Below are 19,497 nucleotides of genomic sequence, written 5' to 3'. Positions count from 1 at the left end.
GTCCCTGAGCCTGTCCATCCGGTCCCTGAGCCTGTCCATCCGGTCCCTGAGCCTGTCCATCCGGTCCCTGAGCCTGTCCATCCGGTCCCTGAGCCTGTCGAAGGGTCATGCCTTCCTCCCCAGCAGCCCCGACGGCCGCAGGAGCAGCACGACGGCGAGCAGGATGACGACGATGAAGTCGCCGGTGCCCTGCAGATAGAAGTTCGCGAACTGCTGCAGCACAGCCACCAGCACCGACGCGATCGCGGCCCCCGTGAGGGAGCCGAGTCCGCCGATCACCGTGACGATGAACGCGAAGATCAGCAGCGTGCCGCCCAAGTGGGGCGAGACGAAGGTTGTGTAGTGCATGGCGAGCACCCCTCCGATGCCGGCCGCCGCGCCGCCGATGGCGAAGACGAGGGTGAACGAGCGCCGCACGTCGATGCCGAGGGCCGTGACCATCGAGCGGTTCTCCACGCCGGCGCGGATGATCATGCCGTAGCGGGTCTTCTGCAGGAACAGCACGAGGCCGGCGAGCACGAGCGCCGCAGCGATCATCAGCACCCAGTAGGTGTTCGGGATCTTCGCCCCGAGCACCTCGGTGGTCTGCTTGAGCCACGGAGGGCCGGAGATGTTGATGGCGTCGGTGCCCCAGATGCCCTCGAAGAGGGCGACGGCCGCGAACGAGAGGCCGACCGTGACGAGCACCTGCTCGATGTGCCGCTCGTAGAGCGGGCGGATGAGCACCAGTTCCGTCAGGGTCGCGAACACCGCCCCGACGACCGCGCCGACGAGCACGGAGGCGAGGAACGATCCCCACGACTCGGTGCCGAGGGCCTGCGAGACCTGCCACCCGATGAAGGCGCTGAGGGTCAGGAACGCGCCGTGCGCGAAATTGAGCACGTGCATGAGGCCGTAGATCAGGCTCAGCCCGGATGCGACCAGAAAGTAGAGTGCGCCCAGCCCGACGCCGGTGATGAGGGTGAGGACGAGGGTGCTCATCTCGTGCCCTGCCCGGTCTGGGAGGACGGCGTCTGAGAGGGAACCGTCTCCGCGTGCACGCCGAGGAGGCGCCTCGTGAGGCCCTCGTCGTCCAGGATCTCGGTCGCCCGGCCCGTGTGCACGACGCGGCCGCCGGCGATCACGATCGCCCCGTCGGCGAGGCGGCGCACGACCTCGAGGTTCTGCTCGACGAGCAGGATCGGCACGATCTTCGACGCCTCGAGGAGCGCATCGGCGACCTGTGTCACGATCATCGGCGCGAGGCCCTTCGTCGGCTCGTCGACGAGCAGCAGCTGGTTGTCGTTGATGAGTGCCCGCGCCACCGAGACCATCTGCTGCTGTCCGCCGGACAGCGTGCCGGCCATCTGGTCGCGGCGCTGCACGAGGTCGGGGAACAGCTCGGCGACGAACTCGCGGCGGGGGTTGCGCTGCCGCTCGGCGAGGGCGAGGTTCTCGGCGACCGAGAGCCGGGCGAAGACCTCGCGGTCCTCTGGCACGTAGCCGACGCCCCGCTGCACGATCCGGTGGGTGGGCATCCCGTCGATCCGTTCGCCCGCGAGGCGCACCTCGCCCTTGCGCTGAATGAGACCCAGGATGCCGCGCAGCGTGGAGGTCTTTCCGACTCCGTTGCGTCCGAGCACGGCCGTGATCCCGGTCGCCGGCACCTCGAATGTCACATCCTCGACGACCTGCTGCCCGGCGATCGAGGCGCGCAGCCCCCGCACCTCGAGAATCGGCGCGCTCATGCGGCAGTTCCCAGGTAGGCGCTCTGCACGAGCGGGTTCGCCATGACGTTCTGCGGGGTGTCGAAGGCGATGAGCGTGCCGAAGTACATGACCGCCACCCTGTCGACGAGGCCCATCAGCACGTCGATGTGGTGCTCCACCATCAGCACGGTGCATCCCTTCTCGGCATGCATGCGACGGATGTTGTCGACGAGCCCCGGCACATCGCCCGACGCGACGCCGGCCATGGGCTCATCGAGCAGCACGATGCGGGCATCCGTCGCCAGGAGAACCGCGATCTCGAGCTTCCGCTTGTCGCCGTGCGAGATGTCACCCGCGGCCGTGTCGAGCTTGTGGCTGAGCCCGACCTCATCGAGCTTCGCGCGGGCGATCTGCGTGGCGGCATCCGACCGACGCGGAAAGCTCAGCAGCGAGTAGTTGCCGCCCTGCGCCACCTGCGCCGCGAGCCGCACGTTCTCGAGAACGCTGAGCCTCGGGAAGAGGCTGGATGTCTGGAATGTGCGACCCAGTCCCGCTCGCGCCCTCTTGGGCACGGACGTGCCGGTGAGGTCGGCTCCGTTCATCAGGATGCGACCGGACGTGGGCTTCATCACGCCGGAGATCACGTTGAACAGCGTGGTCTTGCCGGCGCCATTGGGCCCGATGACGCCGACGATGGAGCCGGCGGCGACATCGAGGTCGACATCCTTCAGGATGGTTGCGCCGCCGATCTGCAGGCCGAGGCCTTCGATCTTCAGCGCGGACGGGACAGGGGTGCTCATGGTGCCTTTCAGCGGTCGAGGTGGAGCGGCCGGTTCACGACTACTCCGCCTCGGGCGGGGCCACCTCGTCAGCGCTGGCCGTGTCGACGAGCTCGGGGACGAACGTGCCGCCGTCGGCGACCAGCTTGGCCTGGTACATCTCCTGGATCAGCGCATGGTCATCGGCGCGCACGGTCATCGCACCCTTGGGACCGTCGAATTCGAAGCCCTCGAGAGCGTCGATCATCGCACCGACGTCGCCCTTGCCCTCCTTGATCGCCTGGACGATCATGATGGCGGCGTTGAAGCCGTCGGGGCTGAACAGGTCGGGCGTGCCACCCGCCTCCTCGATGGCCTCGATCATCGCCGCGTTCACGTCGTTGTCGTTCGCTCCGGGAAAGTAGTGATTCAGGAAACTGATCTTCTCGGATGCCTCGCCGTAGGCGCCGAAGGTCGCCGAGTCGCCGAGGCCCGTGACGACCGGGATCTCATCGAGCACGCCCTGCTGGCTCATCGCCTGCCACATCGCCCCGGAGGTCGCACCTGCCCACGCCACGAAGACGAGGTCGGGGTTGCCGGCCAGTATCTGCTGCGCGAACGGCGTGAACTCCGTCACGTCCTCCGCGACGAGCACCGAGTTCACCGTGGCGCCCTGTGCGCCGAGGATCGCCTTGACGGCCGCCTCGTTGCCCTGGCCGAAGGCGCTGTTCTGCGCGAACACCGTGATCGTCTTGCCGTCGAGGTCATCGAGGAAGGTGCCGGCGGTCGCGACATCCTGGGCGCTCTGGCGGCCCGAGCGGAAGGTGTAGTCGTTGATGCCCGTGATCGCGTCGGCGGCGGCGGGGCCGGAGACGAACAGCACCTCGTTCTGCTCGGCCTGCTCGGCGACGGCGAGGGCGACGCCCGAGGACGCGCTGCCGCCGATGATGTTGATGCCCGACCCGATGAGCTCCTTCACGGCGGTGACCGCCTTGTCAGGGTCGCCGGCGTCGTCGGCGTACTCCACGACGATCTTGGTCCCCTCGACCTCGTCCGTGCCGTCGGTCGCGTAGTCGAGACCCGCCTTGAAGCCGTCGAGGTACTGCTTGCCGTATCCGGCCAGGGGGCCGGTCTCGCTCGTGACGATGCCGACCGTGACCTCCTGGGGGCCGGCCGAGGGGTCCCCGGCGCCGCCGGTTTCGGCGGCCTGCGGCGCGCACGCCGCCAGGACGAGAGCGGCCGTGGCGACCACGGAGCCCGGGAGCAACTTCTTCGTTACGCGCATGTGAGTGCCTTTCACCATTGGAAGGTTGGTGCGGGAGGTTCTAACCTGAGAACTGATTCAGGTAACCGCAAATTTAGAAAGTTCTAGAAGTTTCGTCAAGCCGCGGGCGCCCCGGACGGCCGGTCGTTACGCATTCGCTACGTGGGCCACCGATCGGGACCCGGCCGCTCGTGGGAATGGAGAACATGCCGGTGTTGGCATTGACCTCGCCGGACGGGCATAATCGACTCACGCTCCGCCTTTGGCGGAGTCCCCGCGATGACGCGCCCCGGCTGCGTCCTCGAGAGAGCGTCCGGAGTCCAGCGCCATCGCCTCGCCATCGGAGGTGCGGTGCTCCACATCCTTGACGTCTCGTCGCCGTCCGATCGGGTCGCGAGCACCGGCGGCGCCAAAGCCGCCGGCCTGCAGGCGCTCCAGCGCTCCGGGGAGCGCGTTCCGCCGTGGTCCGTCCTGGGAACCGATATCTTCGCCGAATTCGTCGATCGTGCACACCTGGCAGAGCTGATTGCTGGGCTCGATTCGGCGCCCGAAGCCGCCCTTGCGGAGATCCGAAGTCGCATCCTCGCCGCGCCGCTCGGGCCTGAGCTGTCCCGGCTCCTCGCCGCGGCGCACGAGCGAGCGGGTGGAGGTCGCGTGGCCGTGCGCTCGTCGGGGCTCGATGAGGATGGCGACGCCGACTCGTACGCGGGGCAGTTCTCGACGGTGCTGAACGTCACGACCGGTCTCGAGTCCGCGGTGCGGGTGTGCTGGGCATCCGCGTTCTCCGATCAACTCGCGAGCTATCGGCTTGCGCGAGGAAGGTCCGTCTCGGCGGCGGGGATCGCAGTCGTTGTCCAGGCGATGGTGGCCGCCGACATCAGTGGAGTGGTCTTCTCGGCAGACCCCATCACCGGCGATCGGCGGCGGCTGCTGGTGAGCACTGTCTACGGGCTCGGCGAGGGGCTGGTGGAAGGTCTTGTCGACGCGGACCTCCTGGTCATCGACCGTGCACGACGCCTGGTTCTCGAGACCGTCGTCGGTGAGAAGGCGAATCGTCGGGATGCGGCGGACGGTGACGGGATCACGACGTCGACCGTCCCGGACGCGGACAGGGTCGTTGCGGCGCTGGATGGCACCACTGCCGACAGGATCGTCGAGACGGCCCTCCGGCAGGAGCGCCGGCTGGGGCGGCCCGTCGACATCGAGTTCGCCGTTGCCGACGGAAACCTGTGGGTGCTGCAATGCCGCCCGATCACCGCGCTCCCGCCCGCACCGCTCTTGGGTGCGAAGGAGCGGACCGAACCTGGGGCACGGCGTATCTGGGACAACTCGAACATCATCGAGAGCTTCAACGGCGTGACGTCTCCGCTCACGGCGACGACCGCAGCAGAGGTGTACGGCCGGGTCTACCTCGAGTACGCCCGCTCTCTGCGTGTGCCGCCTGCGCAGCTGCGGCAGATGAGCCGCTGGACCCCAGCGATGCTGGGGATCTTCCACGGCCGTGTGTACTACAACCTCCTGCACTGGTACCGAATGGTCGGCATCGCACCCGGATATCCACTCAACCGGCGAGTGCTCGAGGTGGCCCTCGGTGTCGGCGAACCATTGGCGGCCGCGGAGGCCCGGCGGCTGCATCCCTTCGTCTTCCGCTCCCCCGTGCACCGACTGGTCTCGCGGACGGTGACGACGGTCGTCTACGCCCGCCGCCTCGCCGGAATCGACCGGATGATGGAGCGGTTCACGCAGGACTTCGCCCGCGCCTACGACGACTTCGATCGGGACGACCTCGATTCGGTTGCGGGCGACGAACTGTACAGGCGCTACCGAGCCGCGGTCGATGATCTCGTCAAGCGGTGGGGGCCGATGATGGTTCTCGACGCGATCCTGCTCACGCTCTCGGGGGCGATGTACGCGCTGACGAAGGCGTGGCTCCCCCGCGCGCCCGAGTGGCTCATGTACGCGGTGGTCAATCCCGGGCTCAACGTTGAGTCGGCCGAACCGGCGCTGGCGATGCGGGAGCTCGCACGCAGCGTGCGAGATGATCCAGAGCTCGCCGACTTCCTGGCGGCCACGCCGCCCGCGGAGGCGTACGAAGCGCTCGCCCGATCACGGTGGACGGCCTTCGCGCGAGCCGTGGACCAATACATCGGGCGTTTCGGCTACCGGAGCGTCGACGAATTGAAGCTCGAGGTTCCCGACCTTCGCGAAGAGCCGGCGAGCCTGTTCCTCATGCTGCGCAGCGCGACCGCGGATGCTCCGCTGACGGCTGGTCCGGATGCCGACGTCTACCTCGACGAGCACCTCCGAGGCATCCGGCGAACGCTCTACGAGCGTCTGCGCCGCAAGACGAGCCGCGCGGTCGGTCATCGTGAGACCCTGCGGTTCCGCCGGACCAGGGCGTTCGGGATGGTGAAGCGGACCCTTCGCGCGCTCGGGCGCGACCTGGTCGCACGCGGCGTGATCGACGAGTTCGCCGACGTCTTCCTGCTCACCGTGGACGAGCTGCGGGACGCCTACGAGGGCGCGCCGAACGGGCCGTCCTACCGCCACCTGGTCGCCGCGAGGCGCGCAGCGCAGTCGCGCGATGCCCTGCTCGTCGCTCCCGCGCGCTTCGTGACGTCGGGCGACGACTTCGGGGCACCCGCGCTGGCCGAACAGGGCTGGGTGCCCGTGGCGGCGACGAAGGCGGCGACTCTCGGCGCCGTGCTGGTAGGCGTTCCATCGGCCGCCGGCATCGTGCGCGGCACCGCTGTCGTCGTCACCGAACCCGCCGACATCGCCGGGGGGATCCTCGTCGCCTACCGCACCGACCCCGGCTGGGTCGCCATCCTCCCCTCCGCCCGCGCCCTGGTGATCGAGAGGGGCAGCCCACTCACCCATCTCGCGATCGTCGCGCGCGAGCTCGGAGTGCCCACCGTGGTCCAGCTGCCGGACGCCTCGACGCTCATCCGCACCGGGATGCAGATCGAGGTCGACGGTGCTGCGGGCACGGTCACGATCCTCGACGACGAGAGAGAGCAAGCATGATTCCCGCCACTGCGTTGCAGGGCGAGCGACCCGATCGCGCCCCCGAGCAGATCGCCGCCATCTTCTCGGCCGTGCGCAACCGTGTGCACCTTGCACCGGACGCGATCGTCGTACACGAGGGGTCCCTCGCCGAAGGCTTCGGGAATGCGGGCTCGGACGTCGACTTCCTGGTGCTCATCGCCGGCGACGAAGAGACGCCGACCATGCCGACCGTGCTCTTCGAGGCGGGGCGCCGCGTCGAGGTGCGCACGCGGTCGGAAGCCCAGCTGCGTCGTCAGCTCGAGCTCGCGGCGTCGGGCGAGGCGGACGAGGACGTACTGAACCGCGTGCAGCGGTTCCTTCGCGCGCAGGAGGTCGCGCGCGACGGCCGGGCTCCCGATCTGGATCGACTTCGCGCGCTGTTCCCCTATCCGGATTTCACCGCGCACATGCAGCGGTGGTGGCGCGAACGGGCCGAGCAGGCGCTGCTCTTCGCCGTGGCGCTCGCGGCCCTCGGGGATGACGAATCGGCCCTCGGATGGGCTCGCGACGGACTCGACCAGGCGGCGAAGTCATGGCTCGCGGGACAGGGCGAGGGCTACATCGAGACGAAATGGCTCCCGAAGCAGTTCGACCGATCCGCCGACCAGGAGACGCAGGTCCACTATCGGTCCGCTCGGACCGGCTCCTTCCTCGATGCACTGGCGAGCGCGGCCGCGTTCGGCGTCGACATTCCGGCCGATGGCGAGAGTCTTGTGCTGCGCCGCATCCCCGATGTCACCACATGGCCCATCGCCGGGCGCCTGCACGTCATCCGGGGTCGTGCGGACGTTTTCGTGCTGTCGGACGACGCCGCGCCCGCATGGCGCTCGGTGGTCTTCGGCCGTCCCCTCACACAACTCGACACGCGGCACCGACCGACCATCGCGAGGTTCATCCAGCTGGGCCTCGTCGGCCTGCGAACGGGCACCGAGCCGGTGCGGCCCGCCCTTGCGATGTGTCCCGTGTTCGAGGGATCCACGCCGTCGCCCACGTCGCATCGACCCGCCCTGGGGCTGCGCGGCGCGCATGCATCGAACAGCGAGCCGGTGAGTCTCATCGCCCTTCCGGCAACCCGGTTCGTGCGCAGCGCAATCGCGCTCGTCTGGGCGAACATCGTGCTCGAGAACGCCCGAGAAGACCTTGACGGCGCGATAGCGAGCGGTCAGTCCGCCGTGGCCGGCATCGCCGCAGACCGCCTCGTGGCCATGGGCGTGCGGGCGGTCGTCTCGGCCTTCGGCGTCGACCCGCTGCCCGCCGACGTCGCCGCCGGTGCTACGGTGCGCTGGATGCTGCCCGCGGAGGGATGGCGACGCGACGAATTCCTCGAGGCGCTTGCCACGGCACGGACGGATGCCGAGCACCTCGTGCGGTTCACGGAGGTCGTCCGCGACGTCGTCGGCGGCTCGGACTTTCCCTCCTCCTTCGCCTCGAGGGAGGAGTGGCGGCGCACCCTCGATATCGGCTACGACTGGCTGCGGCTGGGCGGATACCTCGACACCAGCTTCCCGCTCGACGAGGCCCGCGATCTGCTCGAGTCCGGCGGCTCACAGCCGCTCGCGGCCGGCAGCGCATGAGCGTCCTCATCACCGGAGCGAGCGGCGAGCTGGGCCGCGCACTCGTCGGCCGAGTCGATGATCCGGTCGGACTCGTCCATACTGCCTCGATCGGGGGCATCCGCACCGTCCGAGGGGACGTGCGCGAACCGGCGCTCGGCCTGACGAGCGGCATCCTTGCCTCGCTCGATGACGTCCAGTGCATCGTGCACTGCGCGGCGACCACCGACTTCGGTCTCGACGACACGGCCTACGAGACGCTGAACGTTCGGGGAACGGCACACGCCATCGGCGTCGCACGCGACCTCGACGTGCCGCTCGTCTACGTCAGTACGGCGTATGTCTGCGGAATGCGCGGGGGCACGGTCCGCGAGGACGAGCTCGATGTGGGTCAGGCGTTCGGCAACGGCTACGAGAGCAGCAAACTGCGTGCCGAGACCCTCGTGCACGGCGCGGCCGCGCACGGGCTGCGCGCCGCGATCGTCCGCCCGTCCATCGTCGTCGGCGACAGCCGAGACGGCTCGATCGGCACGTACAAGAACCTTTATCCCATCCTCAAGCTGGTGGTCGAGGGTCGGCTCCAGACCCTGCCCGGTCGCTACGACGCGAAGCTGTCGCTCGTCCCGATCGACTACGTCGCCGACGCGCTCGCATCCGTCGTGCGGCAGATAGATCAAGCCGTGGGACGGACCCACCACCTTGTCGGGGCGGACGACATCTCGCTGCGGCAGCTGTCGGACATCTTCGCCGAGTATCCCCCGTTCTTCATCGCCCGGTATGTTCCGCCGAGCGCGTTCGCGGTCGCCGACCTGCCTGCGGTCGAACGCGGCTACTACCGCAGGTTCGGCGAGATGTACGCCAGCTATTTCAATCGACGCGTGACCTTCGATGCGACGAATACGGATGCACTCGTGGAGCGGCCGCGCCCCGGCACGGGTCCGGACTACCTGCGACTCCTCATCGATCACTGCCTCGAGAGCGGCTATCTCGGCGGCCGTCCTGCAGGAGTGGAGCCCAGATGACCAGCTCGCGTGAAGAGCCGATCCGTTACCACCGCGACACCTATTACCTCGAGTCGGTCCAGCAGCTCGGGGCTGACGCCTGGCCCTTCGCGGAGCGTCATGGACTGCTCCTGCTGAAGCCCGACGCGATCGTCGCCCGTGGTGTGGAGCCCACCCTCGATTGGCTTGCCACCAACGGATACCGAGTGGTGGCCGCCCGCGAGATGGCGGTCGACAGACTGCGGGCCCGCGCGCTCTGGTACCACAACTGGCACATCGCGTCTCCCGAAAGGCGCACGATCGCCGATCTCATGGTCGAGCTCTCCCCCTCGCTCCTGCTCGTCGTCACCGACGACCGATCGGGCCCGGTCGCACCGCGACTGACCGAGGGAAAAGGGCCGACGGCACCGAAGGACCGACGCCTCGGTGAACTGCGACATCTGCTGGGCGGCAGCACCTACCTCTTGAACTTCGTGCACACCTCAGACACCGCGGCCGAAGTACTGCGGGAGCTCGGTGTCTACTTCGGCGCACGCGATCGTCTGGCAGTGGTGCACGACGCGCTTCAGGGGCTGGATCGCGAGGCCGACGCTCGCCGGATCGCGGCGAACCTGTACGAGTCAGCGCCCGAGCAGTCCTTCGATCTGGACGTCGCCAAGTCGGCACTCATCGAGCAGCTCAACGCCTCGAACCTGCGGCCCGATTCCCAGGGCACGGAGTGGGCGACCGCGCTGCGCGACGCCTGGCACCAGGGCACGCCACTCGATCCGTGGCCGACGATCGTCGTCGGCGCGAGTGTGCTCCCCATGCGCATCCCCCCGCCCCGACCGATCGACCACGACGTCGACCTCGACGAAGGAGCCCAGGATTCCTAAGCCGAGTTACAACCGCACGATCCATCGCGATCTCGTCCACCGCGCATCGGTCGCCGAGGTCTTCGTCACCGGACTCCGCGCGACCGACGACGGGCGCCACGAGGCCGCGATCCAGCTCCCGCGCTCGCACGCCTACTTCGGCGACCATACGGAGTCATGGCTGCGCAGCGGGGACCTGCTCCTGTTACAGGAGGCATTCCGCCAGAGCGGAATGGCCGTCATGCACAGATTCCACGGCCTGCCGACGTCGACGGCGTTCCTGCTTCGCACCCTCGAGATCGAGGATGTCGCCCAGACGCCGTGGCGCCGTGACCCTTCACCGGCGCGGCTGGTGTGCGATGTCTCGCTGGTCCGACCGTTCCTTGCCGGGGATCGGCTCGTGGGCGGGCTCGTGGCCATGGCGCTGAGCCGTGACGGCGCGCCGGGGGCGAAAGCACAGTACAGCTTCTCCGGTACCACGCGCGGCCAGTGGGAAGCTCTTCGCGCATCGGCGCGCGAGGGGCTCGGCCTTACCGGCGAACCACGAGCGCTCCCGCCGGGCGAACGGGCCTCGCCGGCCACCGTCGGACGCATCGACCGCCGAAACGTCGTCATCACCGAGCCTCGTGAATCCGAGGAGGGCCTCCGTGCCGACCTGGTGGTGGACACCGACCACGCCACTCTCTTCGACCATCCCCTCGACCACGTTCCGGGTGCCCTCGTCGTCGAGGCGGCACGGCAGCTGGCTGTGGCGTTCGTGGGCAAGAACACCGAAGAGCCGATGGAGCTGCGCAGGCTCACCGCTCGATTCACGAGCTTCATCGAGCTGGATCTCGTCGCCACGGCGACCGCGGTGGCGACGTCGGAGCGGGACGATCTGTCCGTCGTCTGCCAGGTGAGCCAGAAGGGAAGGGATGCGGCATCCATCACCCTTCAGTACCGGCCGGTGCGGGCATGGACGTAGACACGGCGCTGACGTCGACGCGGGCCTTCCGCCGGCGGCTCGATCTGTCACGTCCGGTCGATCGGGCCGTCATCTCGGAGTGCCTCGACCTCGCGGTGCGTGCCCCAAGCGGCTCGGATCGCCGCGCATGGCAGTTCATCGCGGTTGACGACCCAGGGCTGCGCGCACAGATAGGGGGGTTCTACCGGCGCGGCTTCGAGGAGAACCTCGCGGGTCGCGGGCTCCCGGCATCCCCCGATCTGGACTCGGCCCGCTACCTCGCGATGAATCTGGGCAACGTGCCCGTGCTCGTTCTCGCCTGCCAGAAAGGACGGCCCCCCGTCGGCTCCGAATCGAAACTCGCGAGCTTCTACGGGTCGATCATCCCGGCGATCTGGAGCTTCCAGCTCGCGCTGCGCTCGCGCGGGCTCGGCTCGACCTTCACCACGGCGCATCTACGGCACGAGCGCGAGGTCGCCGAGGTCGTCGGCATCCCCTTCGACGATGTCGCGCAGATCGCCCTGATCCCGGTCGCGCACCTGCGGGGAGATCCGGCAAGCTCTTCGCCGCGCAGTGCCGCGGAGGTCACGCACTGGAATCGGTGGGGGGCATGATCCGGCGTATCGCGCGATTCACCGCGACGCGGTTCAAAGCCCAGTACCTGCTCTACGGAGTGCTGTGGACGCTGACCGTCGAGGCATCCGCGGCCACGATCGCTCCTCCCCCGCCCGACACCGACTGGCGGCCGACGTGGCAGACCGCCGCACGAGTGGGAATCGTGCTGCTGGTCCTCCTGTATCTGAGGATCATCGACGACCAGAAGGATCTTACCTACGACCGCACGCACCACCTCGACCGGCCGCTCGTGACAGGTGCGGTGACGGCGCGCGACCTGCGGGCGGCGATGGCGGTGATCGCCGCTGTCAGCGTCGCCGGGGCGGTGGCACTCGCCCCGTGGACGGCCCTCCTGCTTCTCGCGACCCTCGCCTACGGCCTGGTTCTCTGGGCGATCGAGGTGCGATCGGAGCGGATACGGACGCGCGTCCTGGCGAACCTCGTCGTGACGTATCCCATCCAGATCGTGCTCACGGGGTGGCTGCTCACGTCGGCCGTCGCGACAGGTCAGGTCGCTCCGGATCCCGTGGTCGTCTGGACGCTCGTCATCTTCGCCGGGACCTTCCTCCAGTTCGAGTTCGCACGTAAGACCGCCCGCACCGGGACTCCGGGCGAACACCTCTATTCCGACGCCCTCGGGGTCACGGGCTCCACCTTCGTGGTGGGAGCACTCGCCACCACTGCGGTCGCGGCCTATGTCGCTCTGGTGCAGCCGTGGCTTCTCGCATCCCTCGCCTGGCTGCCCGCTGTTCCACTGGTCATCGTCATCGTCGCGATCGTGCGATTCCTGACGTCCAGCAAGGACAGGTTCCCCGCAGCGCTCTCGGCGCTTTTCGTCCTCACGTTCTACGTCGCGATCCTCGTCGTGGCGCTGGCGATGTAGGGAACGGCGCTGGAGACCCGCAGCATGGCGCCCGCCGAGAGCACCCGGGCTACGCCTTGCGGCGCCTGGGCCGGTCCTCGCCCGCCTTGGGCGCGTCGACCGACACGTCGAGAAGCGCCTGCCCGCGATCCGTCGACCAGATCGCCTCGAGGCCCCGATCCCCGTGCTGGGAGGCGCGCACCGCGCGCTCGTCCGCCCAGCCGTTGAGCCGATGCCCCGCGTGCCCACGGACGTGCTCGAATGTCACATCGGGCAGCCCCGCGGCGCGACGGGCGTCGCGCGCCACGATGAGCGCCTCGAGGATGTCCGCGTTCTTCGTCGGCTCCTTGGTGCTGGTCTTCCACCCCCGGCGCTTGTGGGCGTCCATCCACGACGTGTAGGTGTTGATCGCGTACATCGAATCCGCCTGGATCAGCAGGTCTTCGACATGGCCGTGGTCGCGGATCGCGTGGAGCACCGCCAGCAGCTCGCCGATGTTGTTGGTCCCCGCGGCGAGCGACCCGGCAGCCCAGCGCCCGTCCTCCCCCACCCACGCCCACCCCGCGGGACCGGGATTGCGCATGCAGGCGCCATCCGTGGCGACGGTGTACCGACTCATGCGCGATCCCCCGGCATCCGAAGAGCGAACCAACAACTGAAACAGGCCACCTGAGCCGACAGCGAAGGCCCCGACTTCTGCGTTTCGCTGAAGCCGGAGCCCTGTCTGTGCACCCCCAGGGACTTGAACCCTGAACCCACTGATTAAGAGTCAGTTGCTCTGCCGATTGAGCTAGAGGTGCGTGCGCCCGCGCCGAGGCGAACGAGGGTCAACATTACCATCACGGTTACGTCCGCCGCCAATCGGGGTGCCTTCGCCCCGGTATCCTGGAAGACGTGCCCTCCCCTTCCCGCCCGCCCGCTTCCGGCGCGCCCGCGAATGGGGAGTTCGGAGCCGACCTGGCCCTCGCTCTCCGGCTCGCCGACGCGGCCGACGAGCAGTCGCTCCCCCGCTTCGCGGCATCCGACCTCCGCGTCTCGCTGAAGGCCGACGCCTCGCACGTCACGGATGCCGACCTCGCAGTGGAGCGCGTGATCCGCGACGCGCTGGCGACGGAACGACCGGATGACGGCATCTTCGGCGAGGAGTTCGGAGCCCAGGGCGACAGCGCGCGCCAGTGGATCATCGACCCGATCGACGGCACGGCAAACTTCCTTCGAGGGGTCCCGGTCTGGGGCACGATGATCGCGCTGGCCGTCGAGGGCGTCCCGCGCGTCGGGGTGGTCAGCGCCCCGGCCCTGGGACGCCGCTGGTGGGCCGCGGCCGGCTCCGGGGCCTGGACCGCGACCGAGACCGAGCCGCAGCGCCTGACCGTCTCATCCGTCGACACGCTCGAGAACGCGAGTGTCAGCTTCCAGAGCATCGCCCAGTGGGACGCCGCCGGCCGGCTGGATGCGCTCATCGCCCTTTCTCGCGGAGTCTGGCGAGATCGCGGCTACGGCGATGTGTGGGCGTACATGCTGCTCGCCGAGGGCCGCATCGACATGGTGGCCGAGTTCGACGTCAAGGAGTACGACATCGCGGCCGCCGTTCCGATCATCACGGAGGCCGGCGGCCGGCTGACCTCGTTCGATGGCGCCGAGACGATCTCGGCCCGGTCGACACTGGCGACCAACGGCGTGCTGCACGACGCCTTCCTCGACTTCTTCCACGCCTCCTGAGCCCGTCACCCGACGCGGTGAACCACGCCCGCCTCTCCTTCCGCCTTCCCCGCCTCACCTTCCCCTTCCCCGACGCACTGCCCCCGGAGTACCGACGATGACACCCCTTCACCGCCTCGGCGCCGCCTTCGCGATCGCCGCCGCGATGACCGTGGTCACGGCGTGCGGCACGCCCGCCCCCGCGCCCTCGGCCCTGCCGACGATCGCGCCGTCCGGCGCCAACACCCCTCCGCCCGCCTCGGAAGTGGACGAGACACCGGTCGCCGGTGCCGAGCCGACCTGCGAGACGATCATCCCCGCGGCCACCGTGGAGGACTTCGAGAGCCTCGCCTGGTCGGCCGAGCAGGAGGAGTTCCGCGTCGGTGCCACGGTCATCGAGGACGGCATCCAGTGCGTGTGGGCAGACTTCTCCGGCCCGGCGACCGACCACGTGCAGATCTTCGGATGGGCCCCGATCGAGGCCGATGCGGCCGCGGACGCCCAGGAGTCGCTGCTCACCGAAGGCTGGCTGCGCGAGGAGTCCGACGAGGGCGTCTACATCACCGAGAACCCCGAGACGACGATCACGACCGACGCCGACGGCTACGGCATGACGTACCTGTTCGGCGACGGCTGGGTGAAACTGGCCGACACCAAGCAGGGACTGCTGCTGATCACCTGGGCCGGCTGACCCGCACGCGGACGGCTCAGACGAAGGAGAGTTCGCCGCGCACGATGGAGTCCCCCGAGTGCTGGGGGTCGCCGTCGATCGGCTCCTGCGAGACGTCCACGAGCACGTAGTCGCGCAGGTCCACGCCCGACGGAATCGGGAACGTCCCCTCCGTGCCGTCGAGCACGCCGAGGCTGATGAGCGCGGTGGCGTCGCTGTTGATCAGCCAGACCTCCCGGTACGTGTCCGGCGTGGCCGCTGAATCGACGGTCACCCGCACGAGCAGCTCGCCGTCGCGTTCCTCCTCGACGACCGCCGCGCCGACGGCGTCGGGGTGGTCCGGGAATGGATTCAACTCGGCCTGGGCGATCTCCGTGGAGGCGTTGCGCTGCAACAGCGCCCAGCTGCCGACACCGACGCCCGCCACCACGACAAGGGCGGCAGCGAGTGCCCAGACGAGCCGCGAGCGACGTCGCGGCTCGGCGTGCCGCGCGGGAGCCGGAACGGCCGCCACGTCGGCGGTGGGGGCGGATGCCGTGGCCGGCGCGGGGGCGCGCTCGGGCTCGTGCTGCTCGTCTACGCGGTCGGCGACCAGGACGTGCGCGCCGAGACCGAGCTCCTCCGAGATGCGCGACCAGACGACATCGGGAGGTGTTTCGAGCTCGCCCGCGTCGATGGCCGACCGACCGACGATCGCGGTATGGCGGAACAGGGCCAATTCGTCGGCGCACACGGCGCACTCCGCGAGGTGATCGGCTTCCGCATCGGAAGCCACTGGTTCGCCCATGGCAAGCAGAGCGAGCTGCTCCGGCTCAAGGTGAGACATGTGTGACCCCCAATCGGGTGCGCATTCGGGTGAGACTTCGGCGGATGTGGCTCTTGACCGTACCCAGTGGCATGTCCAGTCGCCTGGCTATCTCCTGATGCGTGAGATCGTCGAAGAAGGCCAGACGCATGACCTGCTGGGCGTCCGGTTCGAGCCGTTCTATCTCCTGGGCGACGAGCAGGGTCTCGCCCAGGTCGACCCCGGGCGCCTGCACCAGGTCATCCGGCCGTGTGACCCGCTGCAGCTGCTGCTGCAGCGCGCGGATTCGGGCGCGGGCCTCGTGCGTGTCGGCGATGCGGCGCTTCGCGATCGCGACCAGCCAGGTGGAAAGGCGCGCCCGTGTCGGATCGAACGATGCCCGCGACGTCCAGGCCGACACGAAGGTCTTCTGCGTGACATCCTCCGCGTCGCCGCGGTCGCCCAGGGAACGCAGCGCCAGGGTGAAGACGACGGGCGACCACCTCCGGTAGACCTGCTCGAGCGCACGTTCGTCGCCCGCGATGAAGCGGGCATCCCATGCCGCTTCGTTCTCGGCGTCGTTCACTGCACTCCTCGGCTGTGTCATGGGCGTCCATCAGGCCAGGGGCTGGGCCACCACGACGACATTGTCGGCGTAACGTCCGGTCGAGCTGTCGAACGCTCCCCCGCACGTGATCAGCACCAGTGCCCTCGTGCCGGACCGCGCGAAGATCTCCTCCACCGGAAGCTCCTGCTTGGGATAGTACGTCACGCTGGCCACCGAGTAGCGGGCTTCCGTCCCATCCGCTGCCGCGACGACCACTTCGTTGCCCTGTGTCAGATCCCGCAGGCGGGCGAACGGCCCGATCGGATACTGCGGGGCGTCGATGTGCGCGGAGATGACGGTGTTGCCGTCGGCGCTCCACGGATCGGGGCCGAACTCGTACCATCCCGCTGTGGCGGGATCCACGGGCAACTCCATGAAGCCACCGGGTTCGACCCCGACCGGGATCACCTGCATGTCGACCTCGATCTGCGCGATCCGCACCCGCACGGGAGGCACGGCCGCCCGAGCCGCCTGCGGCGTGGTGGCGACGATGGGGACATCGACAGTCGGCGCCGGCGCCGGCGCCGGAGACGCCGTCGGGGTCGGCGAAGAGGAGGCGGCGCCCGCCCCGCTGGGGGACGGGGCGGGCGCGCAGGCGGCGAGAGCGAGCACGAGCACCATGGGTGCGATGAGGCGTGTCTTCACGAAGGGTGTCTCCACGTCTTGGTGGTTCTCTCTCACGGCCTTGGGGGCGGGTCAGTCGTCGGTCTTCACGGCACGCGAGCGGCGCACCATGAAGGCGACGACGGATGCCGCGGCTGCGGCGAAGGCGAAGCCGATGATGCCGAACGCCTCGTTCATCGCGTCGCGCTCGGCGGCGTAGCCGGCGGTGCCGGAGGGAACGCCGCCGGGGGTGGAGTGTCCGACGGTGACCGACTGGACGGCGAGGGCGAGATTCGCGTCCTCGGCACTGCCCCACGCGTAGACGATCGTGAGCTTGCCGTCCTCGATGGGTACATCCGCCGGTCCGATGACCGGCTGGGTGGTGCCGGCAAGCGCGACGGCGGCCGAGACGGTGCCGACCGGGAGGTTCAGCGTCGCCTCATCCGGGTTGACCAGGCTCGACACGACGGGTGCTCCCCCTGCAAGGATGTCGACGGCCGGTGCGGCGGCGACGTGGCGGACCGTCAGCCGGCCTTCGCCCGCCTTCGTGGTCGCGGTGTCGTTCGTGAAGAGGTTCAGGGCGGGCTCGCCGGCATCGGTGAGGTTCGCCGTGGCCGTGTAGCTCTTGTTCGCCTCGAGGGGAACGGTCGCCGTCAGCACCGGAGCGCTGTCATCCGCTGCGTCCGAGGCGGTCACGTTGATCACGTACTCACCGGCCGGCAGGTCGAGCGGTCCGGCGAGGTCGCCGGGCTCGAAGTCGTCCAGCGTCAATGCGCCGTTGACGTATACGTCCACGGTCAGGCCGGGGATCGCGTGAAGAACGGAAAGGTCCGCGGTGGTTGCTGAGATCGCCTGAGCGGGGGCTGCGAAGCCCGCCGCCAGGACGAAACCGGCCACTGCGCCGGCTGCGATTGTCTTACGCACGTTGTCCTCCTTGGGGTGGGCGGGGGGTTCCGCCCTTCAAGGAGTTCTTCCGCGCACGCGACGGCTTTGGATGCACCGGCCAAAAAAAGACTGCGTGAACGTTGTGTTTCGCATCTTCTCCAGCCTCGACGGCTCCGGGTATCGTCGTACGCAGAGGTCGCGCCCTGATGCGGGGAGCGACCTTTCTGCATGGAGAGGGGGACCGAAGTGAAGGAATGCACCACCTGCGGCCGCGAGTACCCCTCCACGCTGGAGGCGGCACTCTGCGGGGACGTGGACGGCATGGAGTTCGAGGACCGGAGCAACGGCAGCATCTATCGATCGATCGACTGACAACCGAACAGAGACGTCTTCTTCCGGCCCCGGGGGGTCGGGAGAAGACGTCTCTCCGGAGGATCAGCCGATCTCGAGCCCCTCGAACTGAAGGCTGCACCCACGAGCAGCTGCACTCCTGCGCGGAACCGCTGCAGCGCGCCCCCGACGGCCACTCCGGGGCACTCCGGCACTTCGACTGAGGAGTCGGCGCCGCGTCTTCACTACACCCTGCGTCCAGATTCGCAAGCGCTTGTGGGATTTTCCCGCGATGAACTACAACGGTCGCATCCATTACCACCAACCCTAAGGAGCATCACATGCTTGCAAGGTTCGGTCGCTGGGTGCTGGCACCACTGGCACTGGCGATGACAGCGACGGCCCTCGTGGCGACCCCAGCGGGGGCGATCACAGGCCCGAACATCACCGAGGACTTCGAACACGAGTACGTCGGACTCGTCGCCTTCTACGACGAGGACGGAGTCTTCCTGCACCGGTGCTCGGGGACGCTGCTGTCTCCGGAGGTGTTCCTCACCGCCGGGCACTGCGTTGCCGGCGACGATGAAGGCAACGTCGCCGCATCCGCACGAATCTGGTTCGAACAGGACGCCGGCGCCGACTACGACCCCGCAACGGGCACTCCGGCGACCTCCGGCTACCCGGTCAGCGGCGGAGTGACGTCCACCATGCTGTACAACTACGGATTCACCGACCTCTCGACGATCCCGGAGACCCAGGATGTCGGACTCATCGTGCTGGAGGACGGGGGACTCGAGGCGGTCTATCCCGAGATCGACACCTTTGGGACGCTCGCACCGGTGGGCGCCACCGACGAGCTCGGCACCGGCGTTGACGCTGTCGTCACGGTCTCCGGCTACGGCGTGACGCGCACCAACGGCAAGACCGGCCAGAACACCGTCTCGTATCGGGAGCGCCTGATGGGCGAGACGTTCATCATCAGCACGCGCAATCCCGACACCGCGGGTTACAACCTGCAGCTCGCGTCGAACTTCGGCAATGGGCGCGTCGGCACCTGCTTCGGCGACTCCGGTGGTCCGGTCTTCGCCGGAGACACCGACACGGTCCTCGGCGTCAACTCGTGGGTGAAGAACTGGAGCTGCGGGGGCCAGGGCTTCCCGTACCGCGTCGACACCGTAGAGGTGCAGACCTGGATGGAGTCCGTGCTCGCTCCCTTGGGGCTGTGGGACGACGTCGCACCCGAATAGGAACATGCGTCCACAGCGGAGGTCGTCGGTGACGGCATTCGGCACAGCGGATTGAGAAGAAGAACGGGTCGCCACGGGATGGCGGCC

At 68.7% G+C, this 19,497-nt stretch carries 20 protein-coding genes and 1 tRNA gene; 11 read left to right on the top strand and 10 right to left on the bottom strand.

Annotated elements, in window-relative coordinates:
* Positions 1–105 precede the first annotated feature (105 nt).
* The 4 genes from ACLQ2Q_RS10010 to ACLQ2Q_RS09995 are packed head-to-tail and all read right to left on the bottom strand — an operon-like array spanning position 106 to position 3,731.
* Positions 106–981 carry a branched-chain amino acid ABC transporter permease gene (locus tag ACLQ2Q_RS10010; RefSeq protein WP_425820294.1) on the bottom strand — a complete coding sequence of 292 codons (876 nt, stop codon included), beginning with the start codon at positions 979–981 and terminating at the stop codon, positions 106–108.
* Positions 978–1,727 carry an ABC transporter ATP-binding protein gene (locus ACLQ2Q_RS10005; RefSeq protein ID WP_425820293.1) on the bottom strand — a complete coding sequence of 250 codons (750 nt, stop codon included), beginning with the start codon at positions 1,725–1,727 and terminating at the stop codon, positions 978–980. Before ACLQ2Q_RS10005 ends, ACLQ2Q_RS10010 begins: the two co-directional genes overlap by 4 nt.
* Entirely contained in the window at positions 1,724–2,488 is a 765-nt protein-coding gene (locus tag ACLQ2Q_RS10000; protein ID WP_425820292.1) for an ABC transporter ATP-binding protein, read from the bottom strand. Before ACLQ2Q_RS10000 ends, ACLQ2Q_RS10005 begins: the two co-directional genes overlap by 4 nt.
* Positions 2,489–2,528: 40 nt before the next feature.
* A complete protein-coding gene (locus ACLQ2Q_RS09995; RefSeq protein WP_425820291.1) occupies positions 2,529–3,731 on the bottom strand; it encodes a substrate-binding domain-containing protein in 1,203 nt (400 codons plus the stop codon).
* 330 nt (positions 3,732–4,061) lie between these two features.
* Here ACLQ2Q_RS09995 and ACLQ2Q_RS09990 point away from each other — a divergent pair, with 330 nt between their 5' ends.
* Genes ACLQ2Q_RS09990 through ACLQ2Q_RS09960 form a run of 7 tightly spaced genes read left to right on the top strand, consistent with a single transcriptional unit; the run spans position 4,062 to position 12,607 of the window.
* Positions 4,062–6,737, top strand: a complete 2,676-nt coding sequence (locus ACLQ2Q_RS09990; RefSeq protein WP_425820290.1) for a phosphoenolpyruvate synthase — start codon at positions 4,062–4,064, stop codon at positions 6,735–6,737.
* On the top strand, positions 6,734–8,332 hold the full coding sequence (locus tag ACLQ2Q_RS09985) for a hypothetical protein (protein WP_425820289.1): 1,599 nt from the start codon (positions 6,734–6,736) through the stop codon (positions 8,330–8,332). Before ACLQ2Q_RS09990 ends, ACLQ2Q_RS09985 begins: the two co-directional genes overlap by 4 nt.
* The gene (locus ACLQ2Q_RS09980; protein WP_425820288.1) at positions 8,329–9,333 is read left to right on the top strand and encodes an SDR family oxidoreductase; all 1,005 of its coding nucleotides are present in this window, start codon (positions 8,329–8,331) and stop codon (positions 9,331–9,333) included. Before ACLQ2Q_RS09985 ends, ACLQ2Q_RS09980 begins: the two co-directional genes overlap by 4 nt.
* A complete protein-coding gene (locus ACLQ2Q_RS09975; RefSeq protein ID WP_425820287.1) occupies positions 9,330–10,187 on the top strand; it encodes a nucleoside-diphosphate kinase in 858 nt (285 codons plus the stop codon). Before ACLQ2Q_RS09980 ends, ACLQ2Q_RS09975 begins: the two co-directional genes overlap by 4 nt.
* Positions 10,108–11,130, top strand: a complete 1,023-nt coding sequence (locus tag ACLQ2Q_RS09970; RefSeq protein WP_425820286.1) for an AfsA-related hotdog domain-containing protein — start codon at positions 10,108–10,110, stop codon at positions 11,128–11,130. Before ACLQ2Q_RS09975 ends, ACLQ2Q_RS09970 begins: the two co-directional genes overlap by 80 nt.
* Positions 11,121–11,723, top strand: coding sequence for a nitroreductase family protein (locus ACLQ2Q_RS09965; protein WP_425820285.1), 603 nt, complete (start codon positions 11,121–11,123; stop codon positions 11,721–11,723). The genes ACLQ2Q_RS09970 and ACLQ2Q_RS09965 overlap by 10 nt, the downstream gene beginning before the upstream one ends.
* Positions 11,720–12,607: a hypothetical protein gene (locus tag ACLQ2Q_RS09960; protein WP_425820284.1), complete on the top strand. Its 888-nt coding sequence runs from the start codon at positions 11,720–11,722 to the stop codon at positions 12,605–12,607. The genes ACLQ2Q_RS09965 and ACLQ2Q_RS09960 overlap by 4 nt, the downstream gene beginning before the upstream one ends.
* Before the next feature lie 49 nt (positions 12,608–12,656).
* Here the strand turns inward: ACLQ2Q_RS09960 and ACLQ2Q_RS09955 are convergent, their stop codons facing one another.
* Positions 12,657–13,205, bottom strand: coding sequence for a ribonuclease H family protein (locus ACLQ2Q_RS09955; protein ID WP_425820283.1), 549 nt, complete (start codon positions 13,203–13,205; stop codon positions 12,657–12,659).
* Positions 13,206–13,313: 108 nt separating this feature from the next.
* A tRNA-Lys gene (locus ACLQ2Q_RS09950) sits at positions 13,314–13,386 on the bottom strand.
* Positions 13,387–13,480: 94 nt separating this feature from the next.
* On the opposite strand from ACLQ2Q_RS09950, the gene ACLQ2Q_RS09945 reads away from it, so the two are divergent.
* Positions 13,481–14,305 (top strand): inositol monophosphatase family protein, encoded by an 825-nt coding sequence (locus ACLQ2Q_RS09945; RefSeq protein ID WP_425820282.1) that lies wholly within the window; start codon positions 13,481–13,483, stop codon positions 14,303–14,305.
* 97 nt (positions 14,306–14,402) lie between these two features.
* A complete protein-coding gene (locus ACLQ2Q_RS09940) occupies positions 14,403–14,975 on the top strand; it encodes a hypothetical protein (RefSeq protein ID WP_425820281.1) in 573 nt (190 codons plus the stop codon).
* Between the two features lie 16 nt (positions 14,976–14,991).
* On the opposite strand, the gene ACLQ2Q_RS09935 is transcribed toward ACLQ2Q_RS09940, so the two are convergent.
* The 4 genes from ACLQ2Q_RS09935 to ACLQ2Q_RS09920 are packed head-to-tail and all read right to left on the bottom strand — an operon-like array spanning position 14,992 to position 17,872.
* The gene (locus ACLQ2Q_RS09935) at positions 14,992–15,780 is read right to left on the bottom strand and encodes an anti-sigma factor (protein ID WP_425820280.1); all 789 of its coding nucleotides are present in this window, start codon (positions 15,778–15,780) and stop codon (positions 14,992–14,994) included.
* Positions 15,767–16,345: an RNA polymerase sigma factor gene (locus ACLQ2Q_RS09930; RefSeq protein ID WP_425820279.1), complete on the bottom strand. Its 579-nt coding sequence runs from the start codon at positions 16,343–16,345 to the stop codon at positions 15,767–15,769. The genes ACLQ2Q_RS09935 and ACLQ2Q_RS09930 overlap by 14 nt, the downstream gene beginning before the upstream one ends.
* Positions 16,346–16,354: 9 nt before the next feature.
* On the bottom strand, positions 16,355–16,990 hold the full coding sequence (locus ACLQ2Q_RS09925) for a class F sortase (RefSeq protein WP_425820278.1): 636 nt from the start codon (positions 16,988–16,990) through the stop codon (positions 16,355–16,357).
* Positions 16,991–17,041: 51 nt separating this feature from the next.
* Entirely contained in the window at positions 17,042–17,872 is an 831-nt protein-coding gene (locus tag ACLQ2Q_RS09920) for a DUF4397 domain-containing protein (RefSeq protein ID WP_425820277.1), read from the bottom strand.
* 207 nt (positions 17,873–18,079) lie between these two features.
* On the opposite strand from ACLQ2Q_RS09920, the gene ACLQ2Q_RS09915 reads away from it, so the two are divergent.
* Together ACLQ2Q_RS09915 and ACLQ2Q_RS09910 are read left to right on the top strand one after the other, a co-directional pair.
* Positions 18,080–18,205 (top strand): hypothetical protein, encoded by a 126-nt coding sequence (locus tag ACLQ2Q_RS09915; protein WP_425820276.1) that lies wholly within the window; start codon positions 18,080–18,082, stop codon positions 18,203–18,205.
* Positions 18,206–18,504: 299 nt separating this feature from the next.
* A complete protein-coding gene (locus ACLQ2Q_RS09910) occupies positions 18,505–19,410 on the top strand; it encodes a trypsin-like serine protease (protein ID WP_425820275.1) in 906 nt (301 codons plus the stop codon).
* Positions 19,411–19,497: the final 87 nt, after the last annotated feature.

Origin of the sequence: Microbacterium sp. DT81.1 (genome assembly GCF_049844955.1) — a bacterium.
Taxonomy (GTDB): domain Bacteria; phylum Actinomycetota; class Actinomycetes; order Actinomycetales; family Microbacteriaceae; genus Microbacterium.
Note: the sequence above shows the minus strand (reverse complement) of the source record. Positions and strands in the feature narration are given on the sequence as shown.

What these genes read in the sequence shown, in the direction of transcription:
- ACLQ2Q_RS10010 (WP_425820294.1), bottom strand. Translation starts at nt 981, where the DNA reads ATGAGCACCCTCGTCCTCACCCTCATCACCGGCGTCGGGCTGGGCGCA.
- ACLQ2Q_RS10005 (WP_425820293.1), bottom strand. Translation starts at nt 1,727, where the DNA reads ATGAGCGCGCCGATTCTCGAGGTGCGGGGGCTGCGCGCCTCGATCGCC.
- ACLQ2Q_RS10000 (WP_425820292.1), bottom strand. Translation starts at nt 2,488, where the DNA reads ATGAGCACCCCTGTCCCGTCCGCGCTGAAGATCGAAGGCCTCGGCCTG.
- ACLQ2Q_RS09995 (WP_425820291.1), bottom strand. Translation starts at nt 3,731, where the DNA reads ATGCGCGTAACGAAGAAGTTGCTCCCGGGCTCCGTGGTCGCCACGGCC.
- ACLQ2Q_RS09985 (WP_425820289.1), top strand. Translation starts at nt 6,734, where the DNA reads ATGATTCCCGCCACTGCGTTGCAGGGCGAGCGACCCGATCGCGCCCCC.
- ACLQ2Q_RS09980 (WP_425820288.1), top strand. Translation starts at nt 8,329, where the DNA reads ATGAGCGTCCTCATCACCGGAGCGAGCGGCGAGCTGGGCCGCGCACTC.
- ACLQ2Q_RS09975 (WP_425820287.1), top strand. Translation starts at nt 9,330, where the DNA reads ATGACCAGCTCGCGTGAAGAGCCGATCCGTTACCACCGCGACACCTAT.
- ACLQ2Q_RS09965 (WP_425820285.1), top strand. Translation starts at nt 11,121, where the DNA reads ATGGACGTAGACACGGCGCTGACGTCGACGCGGGCCTTCCGCCGGCGG.
- ACLQ2Q_RS09960 (WP_425820284.1), top strand. Translation starts at nt 11,720, where the DNA reads ATGATCCGGCGTATCGCGCGATTCACCGCGACGCGGTTCAAAGCCCAG.
- ACLQ2Q_RS09955 (WP_425820283.1), bottom strand. Translation starts at nt 13,205, where the DNA reads ATGAGTCGGTACACCGTCGCCACGGATGGCGCCTGCATGCGCAATCCC.
- ACLQ2Q_RS09940 (WP_425820281.1), top strand. Translation starts at nt 14,403, where the DNA reads ATGACACCCCTTCACCGCCTCGGCGCCGCCTTCGCGATCGCCGCCGCG.
- ACLQ2Q_RS09935 (WP_425820280.1), bottom strand. Translation starts at nt 15,780, where the DNA reads ATGTCTCACCTTGAGCCGGAGCAGCTCGCTCTGCTTGCCATGGGCGAA.
- ACLQ2Q_RS09930 (WP_425820279.1), bottom strand. Translation starts at nt 16,345, where the DNA reads ATGACACAGCCGAGGAGTGCAGTGAACGACGCCGAGAACGAAGCGGCA.
- ACLQ2Q_RS09910 (WP_425820275.1), top strand. Translation starts at nt 18,505, where the DNA reads ATGCTTGCAAGGTTCGGTCGCTGGGTGCTGGCACCACTGGCACTGGCG.